Origin of the sequence: Pedobacter sp. GR22-6, assembly GCF_037402555.1 — a bacterium.
Classification (GTDB): domain Bacteria; phylum Bacteroidota; class Bacteroidia; order Sphingobacteriales; family Sphingobacteriaceae; genus Pedobacter.
The window spans coordinates 257,603-275,341 of sequence record NZ_JBBEUC010000005.1 but is presented as its reverse complement, the minus strand read 5'-3'; the positions used below and the strand labels follow the sequence as shown (position 1 = coordinate 275,341).

14 protein-coding genes are annotated in these 17,739 nt (G+C 44.6%); 11 read left to right on the top strand and 3 right to left on the bottom strand.

Features of this window, described 5'->3' with window-relative positions:
- Nucleotides 1-61 precede the first annotated feature (61 nt).
- Both WAE59_RS21880 and WAE59_RS21875 read left to right on the top strand, forming a co-directional pair.
- Nucleotides 62-367 (top strand): YbaB/EbfC family nucleoid-associated protein, encoded by a 306-nt coding sequence (locus WAE59_RS21880; RefSeq protein WP_337858124.1) that lies wholly within the window; start codon nucleotides 62-64, stop codon nucleotides 365-367.
- A 3-nt stretch (nucleotides 368-370) separates the two neighbouring features.
- A complete protein-coding gene (locus WAE59_RS21875; protein WP_337858123.1) occupies nucleotides 371-1,048 on the top strand; it encodes a metal-dependent hydrolase in 678 nt (225 codons plus the stop codon).
- A 17-nt stretch (nucleotides 1,049-1,065) separates the two neighbouring features.
- Here WAE59_RS21875 and polA read toward each other — a convergent pair whose 3' ends face one another.
- On the bottom strand, nucleotides 1,066-3,870 hold the full coding sequence (gene polA / locus WAE59_RS21870) for a DNA polymerase I (protein ID WP_337858122.1): 2,805 nt from the start codon (nucleotides 3,868-3,870) through the stop codon (nucleotides 1,066-1,068).
- 113 nt (nucleotides 3,871-3,983) lie between these two features.
- On the opposite strand from polA, the gene WAE59_RS21865 reads away from it, so the two are divergent.
- Nucleotides 3,984-4,673: a hypothetical protein gene (locus tag WAE59_RS21865; protein WP_337858121.1), complete on the top strand. Its 690-nt coding sequence runs from the start codon at nucleotides 3,984-3,986 to the stop codon at nucleotides 4,671-4,673.
- 1 nt (nucleotide 4,674) lies between these two features.
- Here the strand turns inward: WAE59_RS21865 and WAE59_RS21860 are convergent, their stop codons facing one another.
- Nucleotides 4,675-5,001, bottom strand: a complete 327-nt coding sequence (locus WAE59_RS21860) for an MGMT family protein (protein ID WP_337858120.1) — start codon at nucleotides 4,999-5,001, stop codon at nucleotides 4,675-4,677.
- Nucleotides 5,001-5,651 (bottom strand): tRNA (guanosine(46)-N7)-methyltransferase TrmB, encoded by a 651-nt coding sequence (gene trmB, locus WAE59_RS21855; RefSeq protein ID WP_337858119.1) that lies wholly within the window; start codon nucleotides 5,649-5,651, stop codon nucleotides 5,001-5,003. The genes WAE59_RS21860 and trmB overlap by 1 nt, the downstream gene beginning before the upstream one ends.
- Before the next feature lie 121 nt (nucleotides 5,652-5,772).
- Between trmB and fcl the strand changes: the two genes are divergently transcribed.
- The 8 genes from fcl to WAE59_RS21815 all read left to right on the top strand — a co-directional run bounded on the left by fcl (nucleotide 5,773) and on the right by WAE59_RS21815 (nucleotide 17,738).
- Nucleotides 5,773-6,702, top strand: coding sequence for a GDP-L-fucose synthase (gene fcl / locus WAE59_RS21850; RefSeq protein WP_337858118.1), 930 nt, complete (start codon nucleotides 5,773-5,775; stop codon nucleotides 6,700-6,702).
- Between the two features lie 58 nt (nucleotides 6,703-6,760).
- Nucleotides 6,761-7,693, top strand: coding sequence for a hydrogen peroxide-inducible genes activator (locus WAE59_RS21845; protein WP_337858117.1), 933 nt, complete (start codon nucleotides 6,761-6,763; stop codon nucleotides 7,691-7,693).
- 100 nt (nucleotides 7,694-7,793) lie between these two features.
- Nucleotides 7,794-8,339 carry an RNA polymerase sigma-70 factor gene (locus tag WAE59_RS21840; RefSeq protein ID WP_337858116.1) on the top strand — a complete coding sequence of 182 codons (546 nt, stop codon included), beginning with the start codon at nucleotides 7,794-7,796 and terminating at the stop codon, nucleotides 8,337-8,339.
- Between the two features lie 57 nt (nucleotides 8,340-8,396).
- Complete coding sequence (locus tag WAE59_RS21835; RefSeq protein WP_337858115.1) at nucleotides 8,397-9,563, top strand: FecR domain-containing protein; 1,167 nt, start codon at nucleotides 8,397-8,399, stop codon at nucleotides 9,561-9,563.
- A gap of 242 nt (nucleotides 9,564-9,805) precedes the next feature.
- Nucleotides 9,806-12,982 carry a SusC/RagA family TonB-linked outer membrane protein gene (locus tag WAE59_RS21830; RefSeq protein ID WP_337858114.1) on the top strand — a complete coding sequence of 1,059 codons (3,177 nt, stop codon included), beginning with the start codon at nucleotides 9,806-9,808 and terminating at the stop codon, nucleotides 12,980-12,982.
- Nucleotides 12,983-12,996: 14 nt separating this feature from the next.
- On the top strand, nucleotides 12,997-14,436 hold the full coding sequence (locus WAE59_RS21825; RefSeq protein WP_337858113.1) for a RagB/SusD family nutrient uptake outer membrane protein: 1,440 nt from the start codon (nucleotides 12,997-12,999) through the stop codon (nucleotides 14,434-14,436).
- A gap of 8 nt (nucleotides 14,437-14,444) precedes the next feature.
- The gene (locus tag WAE59_RS21820; RefSeq protein WP_337858112.1) at nucleotides 14,445-14,912 is read left to right on the top strand and encodes a hypothetical protein; all 468 of its coding nucleotides are present in this window, start codon (nucleotides 14,445-14,447) and stop codon (nucleotides 14,910-14,912) included.
- A gap of 6 nt (nucleotides 14,913-14,918) precedes the next feature.
- Entirely contained in the window at nucleotides 14,919-17,738 is a 2,820-nt protein-coding gene (locus WAE59_RS21815) for a M16 family metallopeptidase (RefSeq protein WP_337858111.1), read from the top strand.
- The last annotated feature ends 1 nt before the right edge of the window (nucleotide 17,739 follow it).

Below are 17,739 nucleotides of genomic sequence, written 5' to 3'. Positions count from 1 at the left end.
TGCAGCAAATTAAACCAAATTGCTTTAATTTCGTTTTATATTAAAACTAAGATCTGATACTATGTTCGATAAACTCATGGCAGCCCAGCAAAAGGCTGAAGAAATAAAAAAACGTTTGGATACCATATCTGTATTCGGCGAAGTGGAAGGTGGCGCAATCAAAATCACTGCTACAGCCAATAAGGCCATCACTGCAGTAGAGATTGATGAAGCATTTTTCAAGCAGGCGGATAAAGAAGAGCTGGAAGAGCTCCTGCTTACCGCAATCAATAAAGCATTAGCTCAGGCTGATCAGGTAAGCGCTGTAGAAATGCAATCAGCGACTAAAGATATGCTGGGTGGACTTGGTGGAATGTTTGGAGGATAAGCCGTGAAATATACGTATTATGGCCAATCCTGCTTCTCTATAGAAGCCGATGGCAAAAAATTCCTGTTCGACCCCTTCATCTCACATAACCCGCTGGCGAAGGACATTGACATTAGCAAGATAGAGGCAGACTATATCCTGGTAAGCCATGGTCATGGCGACCATGTGGCCGATCTGGTACAAATTGCCAACCAGACCAAAGCCCAGGTAATTGCCATGGTAGAAGTGGCTTCATGGATCAAAAAGCAGGGTGTAGAAAATGTGACAGACATCAACTTCGGAAAGTCGAAGTTTGATTTTGGCACTTTGCGTACAGTATGGGCCGTACACAGCAGTTCCAATCCGGATGAAAGTTACGGCGGAAACCCCGCTGGTTTTGTCCTTGAACTGGAAGGAAAAACCATCTACTTTGCAGGTGATACCGCATTGACTTTAGAAATGAAACTCCTTGCTGACCTCTATAAATTGGACTATGCAATTTTGCCGATTGGCGGACATTACACCATGGATGTAGATGATGCATTGGTAGCTACCAAGTTCCTGGAATGCGAAAAAGTGATCGGAGTACACTATAATACTTTCCCTCCAATAGCCATTGATACCGAAGAGGCCGTGGCGAAATTTAAAAGAGAGCACAAAACACTATTGCTTCCCTCAATCGGGGAAACAATAGAATTATAGCACACAGTTGGCTGCGATTAATGCGCAGCCAACCAAGTTTCACCTTCGCCGATCTCCACTTCAATCGGCACGGTCGTTTTAATTGCCGTTTTCATTCGGTGTGCAATGATCTCCTTCATTTCATCTACTTCTGTCTTCAATACATCGAAGACCAACTCATCATGTACTTGCATGGTCATCTTAGACTGCAGCCCTCTTTCTTTAATATCTTTATGAATATTGATCATGGCCACCTTGATCATATCCGCCGCTGATCCTTGAATAGGCGCATTAATCGCATTTCGCTCCGCGAAACCTCTTACGGTCTGGTTCGCAGAATTGATGTCTCTCAGGTACCTTCTGCGGCCCAGGATCGTCTCTACAAACCCATTCTCACGGGCAAAGTTCATGGTGTCTGACATATACCGCTTGATGCCCGGATATTGCGTGAAATACTGTTCGATGATTTCCGCAGCTTCCTTACGTGGTATCCCCAGATTTTGCGAGAGACCGAAAGCAGACTGCCCATAGATGATACCGAAATTGACGGCCTTTGCGTTTCGACGCTGTGTGGCATCTACTTCCGCTATCGCAATTCCGTATACCCTTGCGGCGGTAGCAGTATGGATGTCAATGCCTTTGGCGAATGCATCCAGCATATTTTCTTCCTTGCTAATATCAGCAATGATCCGGAGTTCAATCTGCGAATAATCTGCAGAAAGCAGGATATGATTTTCATCCCGGGGAATGAAGGCCTTCCTTACTTCCCTGCCCCGTTCTGTTCGTATCGGAATATTTTGCAGGTTGGGGTTATTGGAGCTCAACCTACCCGTTGCGGCTACTGCCTGATTGTAACTCGTATGCACCCTTCCTGTTTTGGGATTTACCAATAATGGCAGGGCATCCACATAGGTAGATTTTAGTTTCTGCAATTGCCTGAAATCGAGGATATCCTTCACCACATCACTTTTACTGGCCAGGGCCAGCAACACATCCTCTCCGGTTTGGTACTGACCGGTTTTCGTTTTTTTAGCCTTGGGATCCAAACAGAGCTTCTCAAACAAGACTTCACCCAACTGCTTTGGCGATGCAAGATTGAACGTCACACCGCATTTATCATATACGCTCTGCTCGAACCTGCGGATATCGATCTCCAGCTCTTTGGAATAATTGATCAGCGTATCCATATCGATACGTACACCTTCCTTCTCTATATCCGCAAGTACATAGATCAGCGGGTTTTCTACCTCCATGGCCAACTGCTCTGCGTTCAACTCTTTCAGCATTGGCCTGAAAGTCTCAGCGAGCTGCAGGGTCACGTCGGCATCTTCAGCGGCATAATCCACTACCTTTTCCACAGCCACATCCCTCATAGTCCCCTGGTTTTTCCCTTTAGGACCAATCAGCGTAGTGATAGATATCGGGGAATAATTGAGGTAGTTTTCCGAAAGCACATCCATTCCATGACGCGTATCCGGGTCAATCAGGTAATGTGCAAGCATGGTGTCAAACAATTTTCCTTTGATAGCCACACCATACCAGCTCAGGATGAGCATATCGTACTTGATGTTCTGACCGATCTTGGCGATATTTTCATTTTCCCATACTGGCTTAAACTCATCTACGATCAACTGTGCCTCCTCCCGGTTTTCGGGAACCGGAATGTAATAACCTTCTCCTGCTTTAAAAGAGAAAGACAGGCCCACCAGGTCGGCCAGGTTTGCATCCGTGCCTGTAGTCTCCGTATCAAAGGAAAGACTTTCCTGTTGGAGCAACAGCGCAATCAATTCTTTCCTCAGCTCGGGTGTATCTACCAGTTTATAGTCGTGGGGCGTATTCTCTATGGTCTTCGCTTCCGGTTGTTCAAACATCTCCGGTGTAGCCACAAATACTTTAGGATCGCGTTCAGGCAGTGCGCTACCAAAAAGATCTGTTTGCATTCCTGCCCCAACTTTTGCATCATTGACGCTAAAGCCATCTCCGAATACCCGTTTTCCAATGGTACGGAATTCCAGTTCGGCAAATAAAGGTTCCAATAGTTCGCGACTTGGCTCTTCCAGTTCCAGGGACTTTTCATCAAAATCTACAGGTACATCCAGGATTATCGTTGCCAGTTTCTTAGATACAATCCCCTGTTGCGCATACATTTCTACGTTTTCACGCTGCTTGCCTTTCAGTTCATGGGAATTCGCAATGATATTTTCCATAGAACCGTATTGCTTGATCAAAGACTTCGCAGTTTTTTCTCCGATACCTGGAATACCCGGAATATTATCTACCGCATCGCCCCAGAGGCCAAGGATATCGATTACCTGTAAGGGATTCTCAATCTCCCATTTGGCCAAAACTTCCGGCACCCCCATGATTTCCATCTCATTGCCCATTCTCGCGGGTTTATAAATGAAGATGTTTTCTGATACCAGCTGCGCGAAATCTTTGTCGGGCGTCATACAATATACCTGAAAGCCTTCTTTTTCTGCTTCCTTCGCCAAAGTACCGATGATGTCGTCGGCCTCATAACCATCCTTGGTGATGACCGGAATACGGAAACCTTCGATCAGTTTGAAGATATAGGGTAAAGCCGCGGAAAGGTCCTCAGGCATGGCCTGGCGGTGGGCTTTATAAGCCTCGAAATCTACATGCCTTTCTGTAGGGGCATCGGTATCAAAAACAACCGCAATATGGCTGGGCTTTTCCTTTTTTAATACCTCCATCAGCGTATTGGCAAAACCCATTACGGCAGAAGTATTGATTCCTGTTGAGGTAAACCTGGGGTTTTTACTCAGGGCAAAATGCGCCCTGTAGATCAGTGCCATGCCATCTAGGAGAAAAAGTTTTTTCATCGGATCTATAATTTTGCTTTTCAGTGCTGGGATAAAGGTAACAATTACTGGCAATCTAAAATAATCCAGGCAGAAGGGAACAACAAAGCCCAAATAATTTCCGTTATTTGAGCATGACCCAAACCTTAAAAGCAGTGGCCTTGTTTTTAGGCCTTTTTATTAGCACAGCAACAGCAGTCGCCCAGGATGCTGTAGTGATCAGCGATGGCAATTACGTTCGCGGCACCATCAAAGCCACCAATTTTTCCAGCGTAGTGTTAAAGAACGAAGATGAATCGCTATCGCAGTACATGGCCAAAGACATCAAGGAATTTGTATGGAACGGGGAGACTTATGTGAGCAAGCCTATCGTAGTTAAGAAACGTATGGAGCACCGCTTTTTTAAATTGGTGGAGCAAGGCGCTGTCAATCTTTATGCTATCGGCGGGACAACTATGGCTGAAGAGCCGCCTGTAAAAAAGACAAGGGTAAGACCCGACATCAGTGTAGGTGGCGGGACAGGTGGTTTCGGTGCCGGCGGTGGCATAGGCATTAGTTTGGGCGGCGGAAGGCGTAGTAGCGAACCTACAGCCAAGACCGTTTTGCCGGTAACCTACTTTATTGAGAAATTTGGTACAGGCCCAATGCTCGAATTGAATGTGGAAGCGGCACCCTCAGCAGGAAAAACACAGCAGATCAAAAGCGCCTTACTCCAAAAGATGAGCAATGACGAAACGCTTGCCGAACGCATCAAGTCGACCGAAGAATTTGATGCCAAATCAGTCAGGGCTTTGGTAGTTGCGTACAACTCGATGAAAAAATAACTTACAGTTCTTCCAGCGGATTCCAGAAATGCTTTTTAAAGTTCTGGATTTTATCATCTTTCACCGTCACACCTTCCTGCTCCAGCAATTCCTGCATCAGCTCAGGAGGGTTAAAATGAAATTTGCCGGTTAGTAAACCAGCACTGTTGACCACCCTGTGTGCAGGAACCGGCAGTTCCGCCGAGCCAGCATTGCTCATGGCATACCCTACCATCCTCGCAGAACCTCCTGCGCCCAAACTTTTGGCAATGGCCCCGTAGGACGAAACCCGTCCTTTGGGGATAAGTCTCACCAATTCAAAAACCTGGTCGTAGAAGGAAGGTTCCATTAAATAAACGAGAATTGAATGTAATTGATGTTTTTATCGTGTTTCAGGTAAATTCTTTCGTAATGCGTCTTAATCGACAAGACCGCGTCGGCGTATTCAGATTTATACAATTGATCCGTTTGCTTATGGGTGATGAGTCCAAGCTGGGCTACGGTTTCCACGGTGTAAGCATAGAGGCCATCATTGTCGGTTTTCAGGTTCACTTTACCTCCGGTTTTCAGCATCACTTTGTACCTGTCCAGAAATGCAGGAAAAGTAAGTCGCTTTTTCTCCCGGCTATCCTGTGGCTGCGGATCAGGGAAGGTGATCCAGATCTCATCTACTTCGCCTTCGGCAAAATAATCCATAATGTCTTCAATCTGTATTCTTAAGAAAGCCAGGTTAGGAATACCCTCATCTACACCGGTACGTGCACCACGCCAGATTCGATTGCCTTTCAGATCGACACCGATAAAATTCTTTTCAGGAAAAAGCTTGGCCAGCCCGACAGAATATTCGCCCTTACCACAAGCCAGCTCCAGCACCACTGGCTTGTCATTTTTAAAATGATCTGCCGCCCATTTCCCTTTCAGCACTTTACCCTGGTCAAGCTGATAAACATTCGGAAAAGTATCTATTTCCGCAAACTTTCTTAATTTATCTTTACCCACTTTGTATTCTTTTTTACAAACTTAGGCAAAACTTGGTAAATTACTAGAAAGCGGGATAATGACTGCGTTTGTCGATTAACGAAAGGATTTCCTTATTTTTGCAGGATTAAACATTCATTCATTGGAAAAGAACGCAAAAATATATGTAGCCGGGCACCGTGGCATGGTAGGATCGGCCATTTACCGCAAACTCATTGCAACAGGCTATACCAACGTGATCACACGGAGCTCATCAGAACTCGACCTGCGCAATCAGCAGGATGTTATTGATTTTTTTGAATCGGAGAAGCCGGAATACGTGTTTCTTGCCGCAGCAAAGGTCGGCGGTATTGTGGCCAACAATACCTATCGTGCTGACTTTCTGTATGAAAACCTGTGCATCCAGAACAATGTAATCCAACAGGCTCATAAAGCCGGCGTAAAAAAGCTCATGTTTCTGGGTTCAAGTTGCATTTATCCTAAGTTAGCCCCACAGCCTTTAAAAGAAGAATACCTGCTCACAGGCCTCCTGGAAGAAACGAATGAACCCTATGCCATTGCCAAAATTGCAGGGATCAAAATGGCTGATGCATACCGTGCGCAATATGGTTGTAATTTCATCTCGGTAATGCCGACCAACCTATATGGCTACAACGACAATTACCATCCTCAGAACTCACATGTATTACCTGCATTGATCCGCAAATTCCATGAAGCTAAAGTGAATGGCAGTCCAGAGGTGACCATCTGGGGTTCGGGCTCACCGATGCGGGAATTTCTTTTTGCAGACGACTTAGCAGATGCCTGTTACTTTTTAATGCAAAACTTCAATGAAGCGGGATTCGTGAACATTGGCACAGGGCACGACCTGACCATCAAAGACCTGGCGCTACTTATCAAAAAGATCATTGGTTTTGAAGGAGCGTTGATATTCGACAGCAGTAAACCAGATGGAACACCACGCAAACTGATGGATGTATCTAAACTGAATGCACTGGGCTGGAAGCATAAAATTGAACTGGAAGAAGGCATACAACTGGCTTATAAAGACTTTTTAGCAAAACACATCTAAACATTTGCCCATATAGCTAGAATTGATATCTTTGCTAAAGAACATCAATTTTAGCTATATGACTTTAGTCCAACTGGAATACATTGTTGCCGTAGATACTTACAGAAGCTTCGTAGGCGCTGCAGAGAAATGCTTTGTAACCCAGCCTACCCTGAGTATGCAGGTACAAAAGCTGGAGGAAACGCTCAATGTCAAAATCTTCGACCGCAGCAAGCAGCCCATCATCCCAACAGAAATCGGGGCCCAGATCATAGAACAGGCACGCCTCGTTTTGCAGGAAAGCCAAAAGATCAAAGAGATCATCAGCAGTCAGCAACAGGATGTAGTAGGCGAACTAAAGGTGGGCATCATCCCTACCGTAGCCCCCTACCTCCTCCCAAAAGTCATATCTGCCATGATGGAGAAATATCCGGAACTGAAACTCCTCATCTGGGAATACACCACAGAGGAGATCATCCATCACCTGAAAACAGGGGTACTGGACTGCGGAATCCTCGCCACTCCTCTCGCGGACAATGCCATTGCCGAGACCCCCATGTACTATGAAAACTTTGTGACCTATATCAGCAAGAACAGTAAACTGTACAAAAAGAAAACCATAGATGCGGACGACCTGGAAGATGAGAACATCTGGTTACTGAACGAAGGGCATTGCATGCGCTCACAGGTACTCAACATTTGTCGGTCGACCAAGCACAATCGCCTGCAGGGGCTTACTTACAATACAGGGAGTGTAGAAACGCTGATCCGTATGGTAGACATCAACAATGGAGCAACGCTGCTGCCAGAACTGGCGCTGGAAGAGCTGAGCAACAAACAGCTGAGCAAAGTCCGCTATTTTAAATCGCCGGAACCGGTCCGCGAGATCAGCCTGGCTACCCACAAGAACTTCATCAAAAGGAGAATGCTGAATGCGCTGAAAGAAGAGATCCTGAATGTGATTCCTAAGACCATGAAGCAAAAGAAGAAAAAAGACGTTGTTGGTCTGTAACCAAAACCAACTCTCTGTTGGCAATAGGATTTAATGTATTGGATTGCTGGGAGATAAATCTTATTTTTGACCTGCAGATTCATTTAAATCTTCAATCAGGTTGTCCAGGGAAACACATACCGTTAATTCTTTTGAAGAATTATTTAGAAGCAATTATTCCAAGCTCTGTCATTTTGCCATGCAATTTTTGAATGACAATGATGCAGCGAAAGATATTGTTCAGGAGAGCTTTGTGACCTATTGGAACCTCCGGGAACGGCTCTCGGATGCACCGGAAGCCATTGTCAGTTTCCTTTACTCTTCGGTAAGAAACGCCTGCCTGAACAAGCTCCGCAGGCAAAAATTGGAATTGGGCTATCTGAACCAACAGGAGCTGGATCCTGCTGAAGATGCCGTAGCCTTAAACGCCATGATACGTTCGGAAGTACTCAGCGAACTGAATAAAGTGATTACTACTTTGCCGGAAAGCTGCCAGCGCATCTTTCGCATGGGCTACCTTGAAGGGCTGAAAAACCCTCAGATTGCCGAAGAGCTGGGCATTAGCATCAATACCGTGAAGACCCAAAAGAAAAGAGGGCTTGAGCTTTTAAAGCTCCGTTTGAATCCGGATTTCTTCGCCTTACTATCCCTCTTCCTGATCAAATAAAAATTATTTTCATTTCTTTTCACCCCATTTTCATTTTCAGGTTTCTTATACCTGTCTATGGGAACGCAAAGCAATTACAAACATACCGCAACACTCATCATCAAATTCCTGAAGAATGAGCTGACAGGCCAGGAGGCCCTTGATTTTGAGCGCTGGCTCAATGCCTCAACGGAGAACAGGGAGCTCGTGGAATCCTTCCGCAATACCAGGGATGTGCAAAAAGAGATCAGTTATCTCCATGGAACGGACATAGACGAAGGCTGGGCAGCCATTAGTAGCAGGATCACGGAGCGACCGGCGAAAAGAATGCTCTGGAACAGCGCATGGAAATATAGCGCAGCTGCTGTATTCCTGATTACTGTTGGATTTGGACTTTACCGCTACAACCAGCAGTCCAGCGATGCCGCACAAGTGACCAGCAAGGTGGCGGACGTGATGCCGGGCAGTAAAAAAGCAGTACTGAGCATGGCCGATGGCTCAGAGATCAGCCTCAATGAAGCCTCACTTCGTCTAAACGGTGCGGATAAAAAAATGGATGTACATGCTTATCAGGGCTTATTGGTCTTTAACCAGACCTCGAAAACCACTCGTAAAGGATATAACACCGTAAAAACCCCAAGAGCAGGAGAATACCGGATGATCTTGCCCGATGGCACGAAGATCTGGCTCAATGCGGCCTCTTCCATCGCCTTCGCAACCGATTTTAACAAAACCAACCGAAAGGTAATCCTCAAAGGGGAAGCTTATTTCGAGGTTGCGCACAACAAAGCCCTGCCTTTTAAAGTCGATTTTAACGAAACGGAAGTGGAAGTTTTAGGCACGCACTTTAACATCAGCTCCTTTGGCGGCAAAAGCAGGACAACACTGATACAGGGCTCTATCAAGATTACAGAGGCAGGTAAGAAGCAAATGCTCATACCGGGAGAAACCGCATCTGTAGAAGAGGGGGCTTTAGCCATCAGTCAGGCAAACATGCAGAAATCCATTGCCTGGACGGAAGGGACCTTTTATTTTGACGGAGATACCATGCCCGAGATCATGAATCAAATCTTCAGATGGTATGATGTAGAAGTAAAGTACAAAGGAAAACCTATTGAAAAAAAATATAGCGGAAATATCCGCCGGCAGGCAACTTTGAAACAGACGCTGGAAATGCTCAATGCGGTGAGCGGGATCAAGTTTAGCCTGGAGGGCAGAACGGTAACCGTCGACTACGATAAATAAACCTTAAACCAAAAAACCAAACCACATGAACTAACCACTACCACACCACGGACAAAAGAATAGACATAAAAAAACCGGAAACACTGCCATGTTCCCGGAATTTATTGTGCGGCTATTCTCATTTGATGACTATCGAATTTCAATCAATTTTCAAAACCAACACATACAAAAATATGAAACAATTTCTTCTCGGCAAGTGTGCGGGAATATCCATGTCATTTAATAGAAAGATACTATTAGTTATGAGGTTAACTATTTTCTTATTAATACTCGGCACCCTGGCTGTACAAGCATCCGGCTACGCCCAAAAAGTCAGCCTTTCGGTACGCAATGCCAATATGGAAAGCGTATTTAAAGACATCAACAAACAAACAGGATATTTTTTCCTGTATGATGCAGATGTACTGAAGAAATCGGGCAGCATCAGTCTGGACCTCAACAATGCCGGACTTAACGAGGCACTTAAACAAGTGACAGCTGGAAAATCGCTGAGCTATAAGATCATTGATAAAACGGTGATCATTTCAGAGGTAAAGCTTAATGCGAAGGACATAACAGTAAAGGGCACGGTTCGCTCAAAAGAAGGCCCAGGCCAGCAAGACCTCCCTATACCAGGTGTAATTGTGACTTTAAAAGGAACACAGAAATCGGTAAGGACTTTTGAAAACGGCAGCTATTTCCTGGAAGCACCGGAAAACGGGACACTGGTATTTTCCATGATCGGATATGCCACGAAAGAGGTTCCAGTCAATGGCAAGACCACCATTGATGTGCTATTGAACGAAACAGCCAGCGATCTTCAGGAAGTGATCATTACCGCGTACGGTACAAAAGAGAAAAAAGAAAATCAGGTGGGAAGTGCTTTTCAAATGACCAGAAAAGATCTGGATAACCGTCCTTTGGACCGCATCGACCGATTATTAGAAGGTGTAGTACCAGGTGTACAGGTGGAAATGCAAGACGGTACGGCAGCAAGCGCAAGGCCGAGATATCAAACACGCATCCGTGGAGAATCGTCTTTCAGCTCTTCCAATGAACCCCTTTGGGTCCTCGATGGAATTCCTATCAATACAGGAGATGAGACCAATATGATTACGGGCACACAGACCAGCGTCAGTCCGTTAAGCTACCTTAATCCAAACGATATAGAAAGCATAACTATACTCAAGGATGCGACAGCAACCTCCATTTATGGTGCAAATGGCGCGAATGGTGTGGTGCTTATTAATACAAAAAAAGGTCTAGAAGGAGTAAATAATGTAGATTACAGTTTTAGAACAGGCATCAATTTACTGAACAACAACCGTTTCCATGTGTTAAGTGCTGATGAATACCGTGAACTGTCAGCAGAGTCTTTTGCCAACTCTCCTTTGGCCACCAACCCGATCATAGACAAGGGAACCAGCACAGACTGGTATGATGTTTTTTTCCGCAATGGCATTACTACGCAGCATGACATCTCTTTTAGGGGAGGAAACAACAAAACAAGATATTTTGTCTCTGGGGCGTATTTCAACGAAAAGCCAATCATGATCAAGAACTCGACCCAGAGATTCTCTAGCAGGATCAACCTGGATCAGGAAATCAATAACTCTATTGACATGTTTTTCCGCCTTGGCGCATCGTATAACCTCAATGATATGTTCAACCCCGGAAATGCATACTACATTAACCGTCCAATAGACAGTCCATTGAATCCAGATGGTTCTTATGTAATGCAGTTTTACAATAAGCTTGCAGATGCAGAATTTAACGACAATAACCAGAAGGCAATGGCCATAAACGGCAATATTGGGGGTAAAATCAGTATTATTCCTGGGCTTACTTACACAACGACAAATGGCATTGATTACAACTCGATCAACGAAAATATGTACACGTCCATCTATACGTTTTTAGGTCGCGATGGCGCTGAAGCTTACAAAGGACAGAGCACAAACTTTACCTGGAACTCACAACACCGTTTGAATTATGAGAAAACCATCAACCAGCATGCCTTTTCTGTATTGCTGGGAGGAGAGGCTTCTGATAAGGACAGAAGATCGATTTCATCAACCGGGCGCGGTTTTGCAAATGACAAGATCAGAGAAGTAAGCTATGCTGTAACAACGTTGGGAACCAGTTCTGCTGATGAGCAGAGCTCTCTTTCGTACTATGGCCAGTTTAACTATTCCTTGTCTGAAAAATACCATTTAATAGCCAGTTTCCGTGGCGACGCGAACTCCGACTTCGGTTCTGACGTTAGGTGGGCAACTTTTAAGTCTATCGGTGCCGCATGGACCATCAGTAAAGAAGATTTCTGGAATATCCCTGCCATCGACTTTGCAAAACTGAAATTGAGTTATGGTAACAATGGAAACTCGAGAATAGGCGCATACAAATCCAAGGGCATTTACAGTTTTTCGATCAGCAATAATTATAATGGTCAGCCAGGTGCAATTATGTCCAACGGTGAGAACCCTGGGCTATCATGGGAAACTACACAAATCCTTAACGGGGGAATCAGTCTGGGTTTGTTTGGACGGATTTCGATAGATCTTGAAGCCTATCAGAATACCACAAAAGATATCCTCGATGATGTAGATGTATCCCGGACCAGTGGGTTTGTAGGCATTTTGCAAAACCTGGGCTCAGTCAGGAATACGGGGGTAGAACTAACCCTGAATACGCAAAATATCATTAAGAAAGATTTTGAATGGAGAACCCGTTTTAATTTAGCAGCCAATAGGAATAAAATCCTGAAACTGCAGAATGGTAATGACAAAGTATTTGGTAGCACTATCAGAAGCGAAGGAGACCCTCTGGGAACATTTTACCTGATCAGGTGGGCTGGCGTAGACCCTCGTGATGGAGGACCACTCTGGTATGATGCCCGAGGTAACTTGACGAAAGAGTTTGATCTGAATAACCGTGTAATGTTAGGAACCGGCAATCCCGATTTCTTCGGCGGCATGACCAATACTTTCAAATACAAGAATTTTTCATTGAATGCATTGCTTGTTTACAATGCGGGCGGCTATGCTTTTAGCAACCTTCAGCGGGACGCTGAATCTGACGGAAGAAATCTGGCAGCAAATAATCAGTCAAGAAACCAATTGGACAGGTGGAGAGAACCGGGTGACCTGACCATTGTACCCAGAACTTCACTAGGAGAAAATGCAAATAATGGCCGTAACTCGACACGTTTCCTGCACAAAAAAACAAGCTTAAGACTAACCAATGTGAGCATGAACTATAATCTACCGCAAGGTCTCCTGCAGCCTGTAAAACTGCGTCAGGCCAGCTTCTATCTGCAAGCTGATAATGTAGGCTTTTGGACACCTTACAAGACTAAAAAGAACTACAACGACTATAAAAATTCATTTAATCCTTACCCACAGCCGCTGGTATTGTCCTTTGGTCTGAACGTAGGCTTTTAATAATATACTGAGAGATGAAAAATATATCTAAAATAGCTTTATTGACGCTCCTGACAATCGGTCTGGGCTCATGTAAAAAATTCTTAGAAAAAGACCCTATAGGAAGAATTGGGAAACAAGTGCTCTTTGAAGACGTGAATGGGGCCACCCTGGCCCTGAACGGATCCTACAAATCAATGCTCAATTACTATAAAGCAGAATTCGGTATGTACGGAGATGTAGCTTCCGATAACCTGACTACCGTTTTGGCCAACGATGTATATATGCCGGAGCAATTTAATTTCAGCAGTACACCTGACGATGAGGCCAGCGCTGCAGGACACATTTGGCTGGCTATCTTCGAAAGTCTTAATAATGTCAACAATCTGATCAATGCCTTGCCAGAGTTAAAAACCAAATTTCCGGATCAGACAGCACAATTGGAGACGATACAAGGACAGGCTTTAGTGCTGCGTGCGCTGTGCCATTTGGACCTGACCAAAGTCTTTGCACAGCCTTATAATTTTACACCAGATGCTTCACACCTGGGTGTTCCTATATTATTAAAAACACCGACACCGGGTCAGGAAATCCCAAGGAAAACCATGAAGGAAACCTACGATCAGATCCTGAAAGACATTAACGATGCACTTCCTCTTTTACAGAAATACAACAATACGAATCAGGCAGTAGTGAGCTATCAGACTGCACTTGCTCTGCTTTCCAGAATCAATCTATACAAAGGCGATTGGGCCCAAAGTGTAACTTATGCAGATCAGGTAATTGCAGGCAACACCTTTAAACTGGCTACTGCTACTGAATATAAAAATGTCTTTATAGCCTACCCCTCTCCTGCTACCACCCCAAGGGTAGAAGTACTTTTTCAACTTTCTGCATTCGGCTTACCAAGCTATTCAACTACAGACATCAACTCTATATTTTCTTCATTCAGCAGCGCAAAATACAGGGCATCTACAAAACTGCTCAATTCTTTTGATGTTACAGACATCAGAAAGACAGAAATGTTTGTCAGTACTTCCGCAAAATCGATTACTAAAAAGTACGCGGATACCATTGCTACGGCGCCAAGGCCATTTGCAGTAAAAGTGATCCGGTTATCGGAAGTCTACCTGAACCGTGCAGAAGCCAACTGGAATCTGGGAAAATATGAACTTGCAGCAGAAGACTTACGAATCATTTCTCAACGTGCACATCCCGGACAGACGATCGCCATCAGCTACACTAACAATGCAAATCTATATAAACAGATTGCAGATGAAAGGAACCGGGAATTGTGTTTTGAAGGACACCGTCTGTTTGATATTGTAAGACGTAAGGAAGGTCTAGAACGCGGGGCTGACTGCAATTCGACCATATGCAAGCTAACTTATCCAAATGACAAGTTTGTCCTGCCAATAACAAACAAAGAGCTTGACGCAAACAAAGCAATGAAACAAAACCCAGGATATAACTAGTTAAAGAGATGAAAAACAAAATAAAAAACTCATTGGCCATGGCTATTGTATCGGCAATAATGCTATTGGCTGCCTGCTCCAAAGAACAAGTGCCGTATGATAACCCGTTTATTCATATCAATTTTGAAAATAAGAGCGCTATAGAAGTGCTAGCAAACCGGAAAGATACTGTTGCCTATCCAGTGTATCTGAGCACGAAACTTTTGTTTGAACCTGTAGAGGTCCAATATGAGGTGAAGGTAGGGGACGGCCTGTTAGAAGGCAAGGATTTTGAACTGATTACCAAAGGCAACAGTCTCAATTTTCCGCAGGGGATTTTCGAAAGACAGATCAAAATTGCCTGGAAAGAGGCTACGCTAGATCCGGCAAAAGATAATACCATCACCATCAGGTTGCTGAGCAATAATAAAAACTTTACAATGGGCATGCCTGGTCCAGATCAGTTGCAAAAACAATTAGTTATCACTAAAAAGTAAAAGCAAATGAAGATAACGATTAATTTAATGTTTTTACTCGCCTGGTGTAGCGGAATATTGGGCTCCCAGGCATTCGCTCAGCAATTGCCACAAGACCCAAACCTGCTGAAGGGAAAGCTTAAAAACGGCTTTACGTATTACATTTACAAGAGCAATAAAACGCCGGGGACTTCAGCCTTAAGACTGTTTCTCGATGCCGGCTCCTTGCAGGAAGAGCCGGATCAATTGGGGCTGGCCCATTTTATAGAGCACATGGCCTTCAACGGAACCAAACATTATTCTAAGAATGATGTGATTGAGTTTCTGGAGTCCAAAGGAGTGAAATTTGGTGCCGACCTGAATGCGCATACCAGTTTTGATGAAACGGTATACAAGATCAGCATCAATACCGAAGACGAAAAGAACCTGGAGAAATCGATAGACATCATGGCCGACTGGGCTTTTGGTGTAAGCTTCGATCAGCAGGAGATTGACAAGGAACGTGGTGTGGTAATAGAAGAATGGAGGAGCAAGCAAGGTGCTGACAACCGGTTGCGCGACCAATATCTGCCTGTGCTTTTCAATAAATCACGTTATGCAGAAAGACTGCCCATCGGTAAAGTGGAGATCCTGAAGAATTTTAAGCGCCAACGGATCGTAGACTTCTACGAGAAATGGTACCGGCCAGACCTGATGTCTATTGCGATTGTAACAGACATCGACCCTAAAAAAGTAGAAAGCTACATCCAGAAAGAGTTCAATCAGTACCGTGCGAAAAGTAAGGAAAAACGTATCTACTACGAACTGCCGCAGCACAAAGATACTTTGTTTTCGATCCTGACTGACAAAGAGGCCCGATCCATAGAGTTGAGTGTATTCCATAAGATCAAAGCATCTGCAGGGGTCAAAACGGAACAGGATTATCAACAGCAATTGATCAAAACGTTTTTCAATGCACTAGCGAAAAACCGTTTCAGTAGGATTTCACAACTCCAGAACGACTTCAAAGACGGAAGTTTTTCAGTAAGCAATGTTGTCCTGAAAAACGGGATCGTAGCCGGAGGTGTAGCCTTATACCATGACCAAATCCAGGAAGGCATCAGACAATACCTGATAGAAAGCCAAAGGATTGCCCGGTTTGGGTTTACCAAAGCTGAAATACAGAAATTCAGGGATGAATATATCGCTGCCATCAAACGTTCTGCGGCTGCAGAAGACAAGACACAGGCCGAAACTTACCTCAATGAGATCCATGATACCTTCTATGAAGGCAGCACCATGATCGCAAAAACAACCCGCAATCAACTCGCATTAAAATACGCTCCTCAAATAGATTCATTGACCCTACTCACCTTTTTACAATCGAAAAACAACCCGGACAATACCGTTGTCCTGCTGACAGCTCCTGAAAAGGATGCTGCCAGCCTACCGGGCCAACAGGCACTAAAAACCTTGTTTGCAGAAGTGAAAGCAATGAAACTAAAGCCATGGACTGATCAGGTGAGCATCCCTGATCGTTTACTGGTACAGGAACCAACAGCAGGAAAAGTAATCGGGGAAGAAAGGATTGATGCAGTAGGCCTTCTGAAATGGACCTTATCCAACGGCACTACCGTATACCTGAAGCCAACGACAGAGAAGAAAGATTACATCTCCATCTCCGGTTTTAGAAAAGGGGGCATTTATGCTTTAGATTCTACCCAGTTTGCCACAGCACAATTTGTAAAGCCGGTAACCGGGCTGAGCGGGGCCGGGGCATTTAGCCGTCGCGCCTTAACCGAATTCCTTACTGGCAATTCCGCTTCTGCCACACTGGTGCTTTCCGGCACCCGTGAAGGTGTAGTAACCAGTGCTGACTGGAAAGATGCAAAAACCATGTTTCAGCTGATGTACCTGAAATGGGTTTATCCTAACGCGGATCAGGTCACCTTTGAGCAAACGAAGCGCAGCACCATAGAAAGCCTGGAAAACAATAAACTCTCTCCTTCCTATGCTTACAATAAAGCGATTGCAGAATTGCTGAAAGGCGATGACGACTACGCTTCTGACATGACTGCGGAACGCATCAATAAAGAAGTCCGCTTCGAGAACATCATTCCTATATTTAAAAGCCGTTTTGGGTCGGCAAAAGACTTCCAGTTTGTAGTGGTAGGCGGCTTCCATCCGGACAGCATCAGACCGATGATTGAGCAATACATCGGGGGATTGCCTTCTGGTGATTACAAGAAAGGATTCGAATACAAAGGACCGGTAGGTGGTACTGAGGGCAAGGACATTCTGGTGTATGCAGGCGCTGCCCCTAAAAGTACGGTGAACCTGTTTTACCAAAGCAACAAAGTCAACTATGAATATCCAGAGATCCTGGTGCAGACCTTACTTCAGGAAGTGCTGAAAGTGAAGCTGCGCCTGAACCTGAGGGAAGAGAATTCAGGAGTTTATGGTGTCGGTGTAGCCATCTCTGCGACCAGCATCCCCTCTCCTTTGATTCGTTCAAGAATCTCCTTCAGTTGTGCCCCGGAATCGGCGGAATTTCTGATTAAACAAGCTAAGCTGGAAGTAGCCAAAGTGGCCAATGAACCCAATTATTTCCTGAGCGATCTTGCAAATATCAAAGTACAACAGATCGATGCTTACAAAAAGCAGGCAGGAAAAAACCTGTTTTGGAGTTCAGCGCTTAGAAACCAGTTTTACTACGGCTTCAAAGGCTACAGCTACTTCAATGAATACGAAAATATGATCAACAATATCACTCCTGCATCGATTGCAGCTTATGCTAAAAAGTATCTGATAGATACCCCCGGCATAAAGGCTGTTCTGATGCCGGAAAACTTTAAGACATTAAACTAAT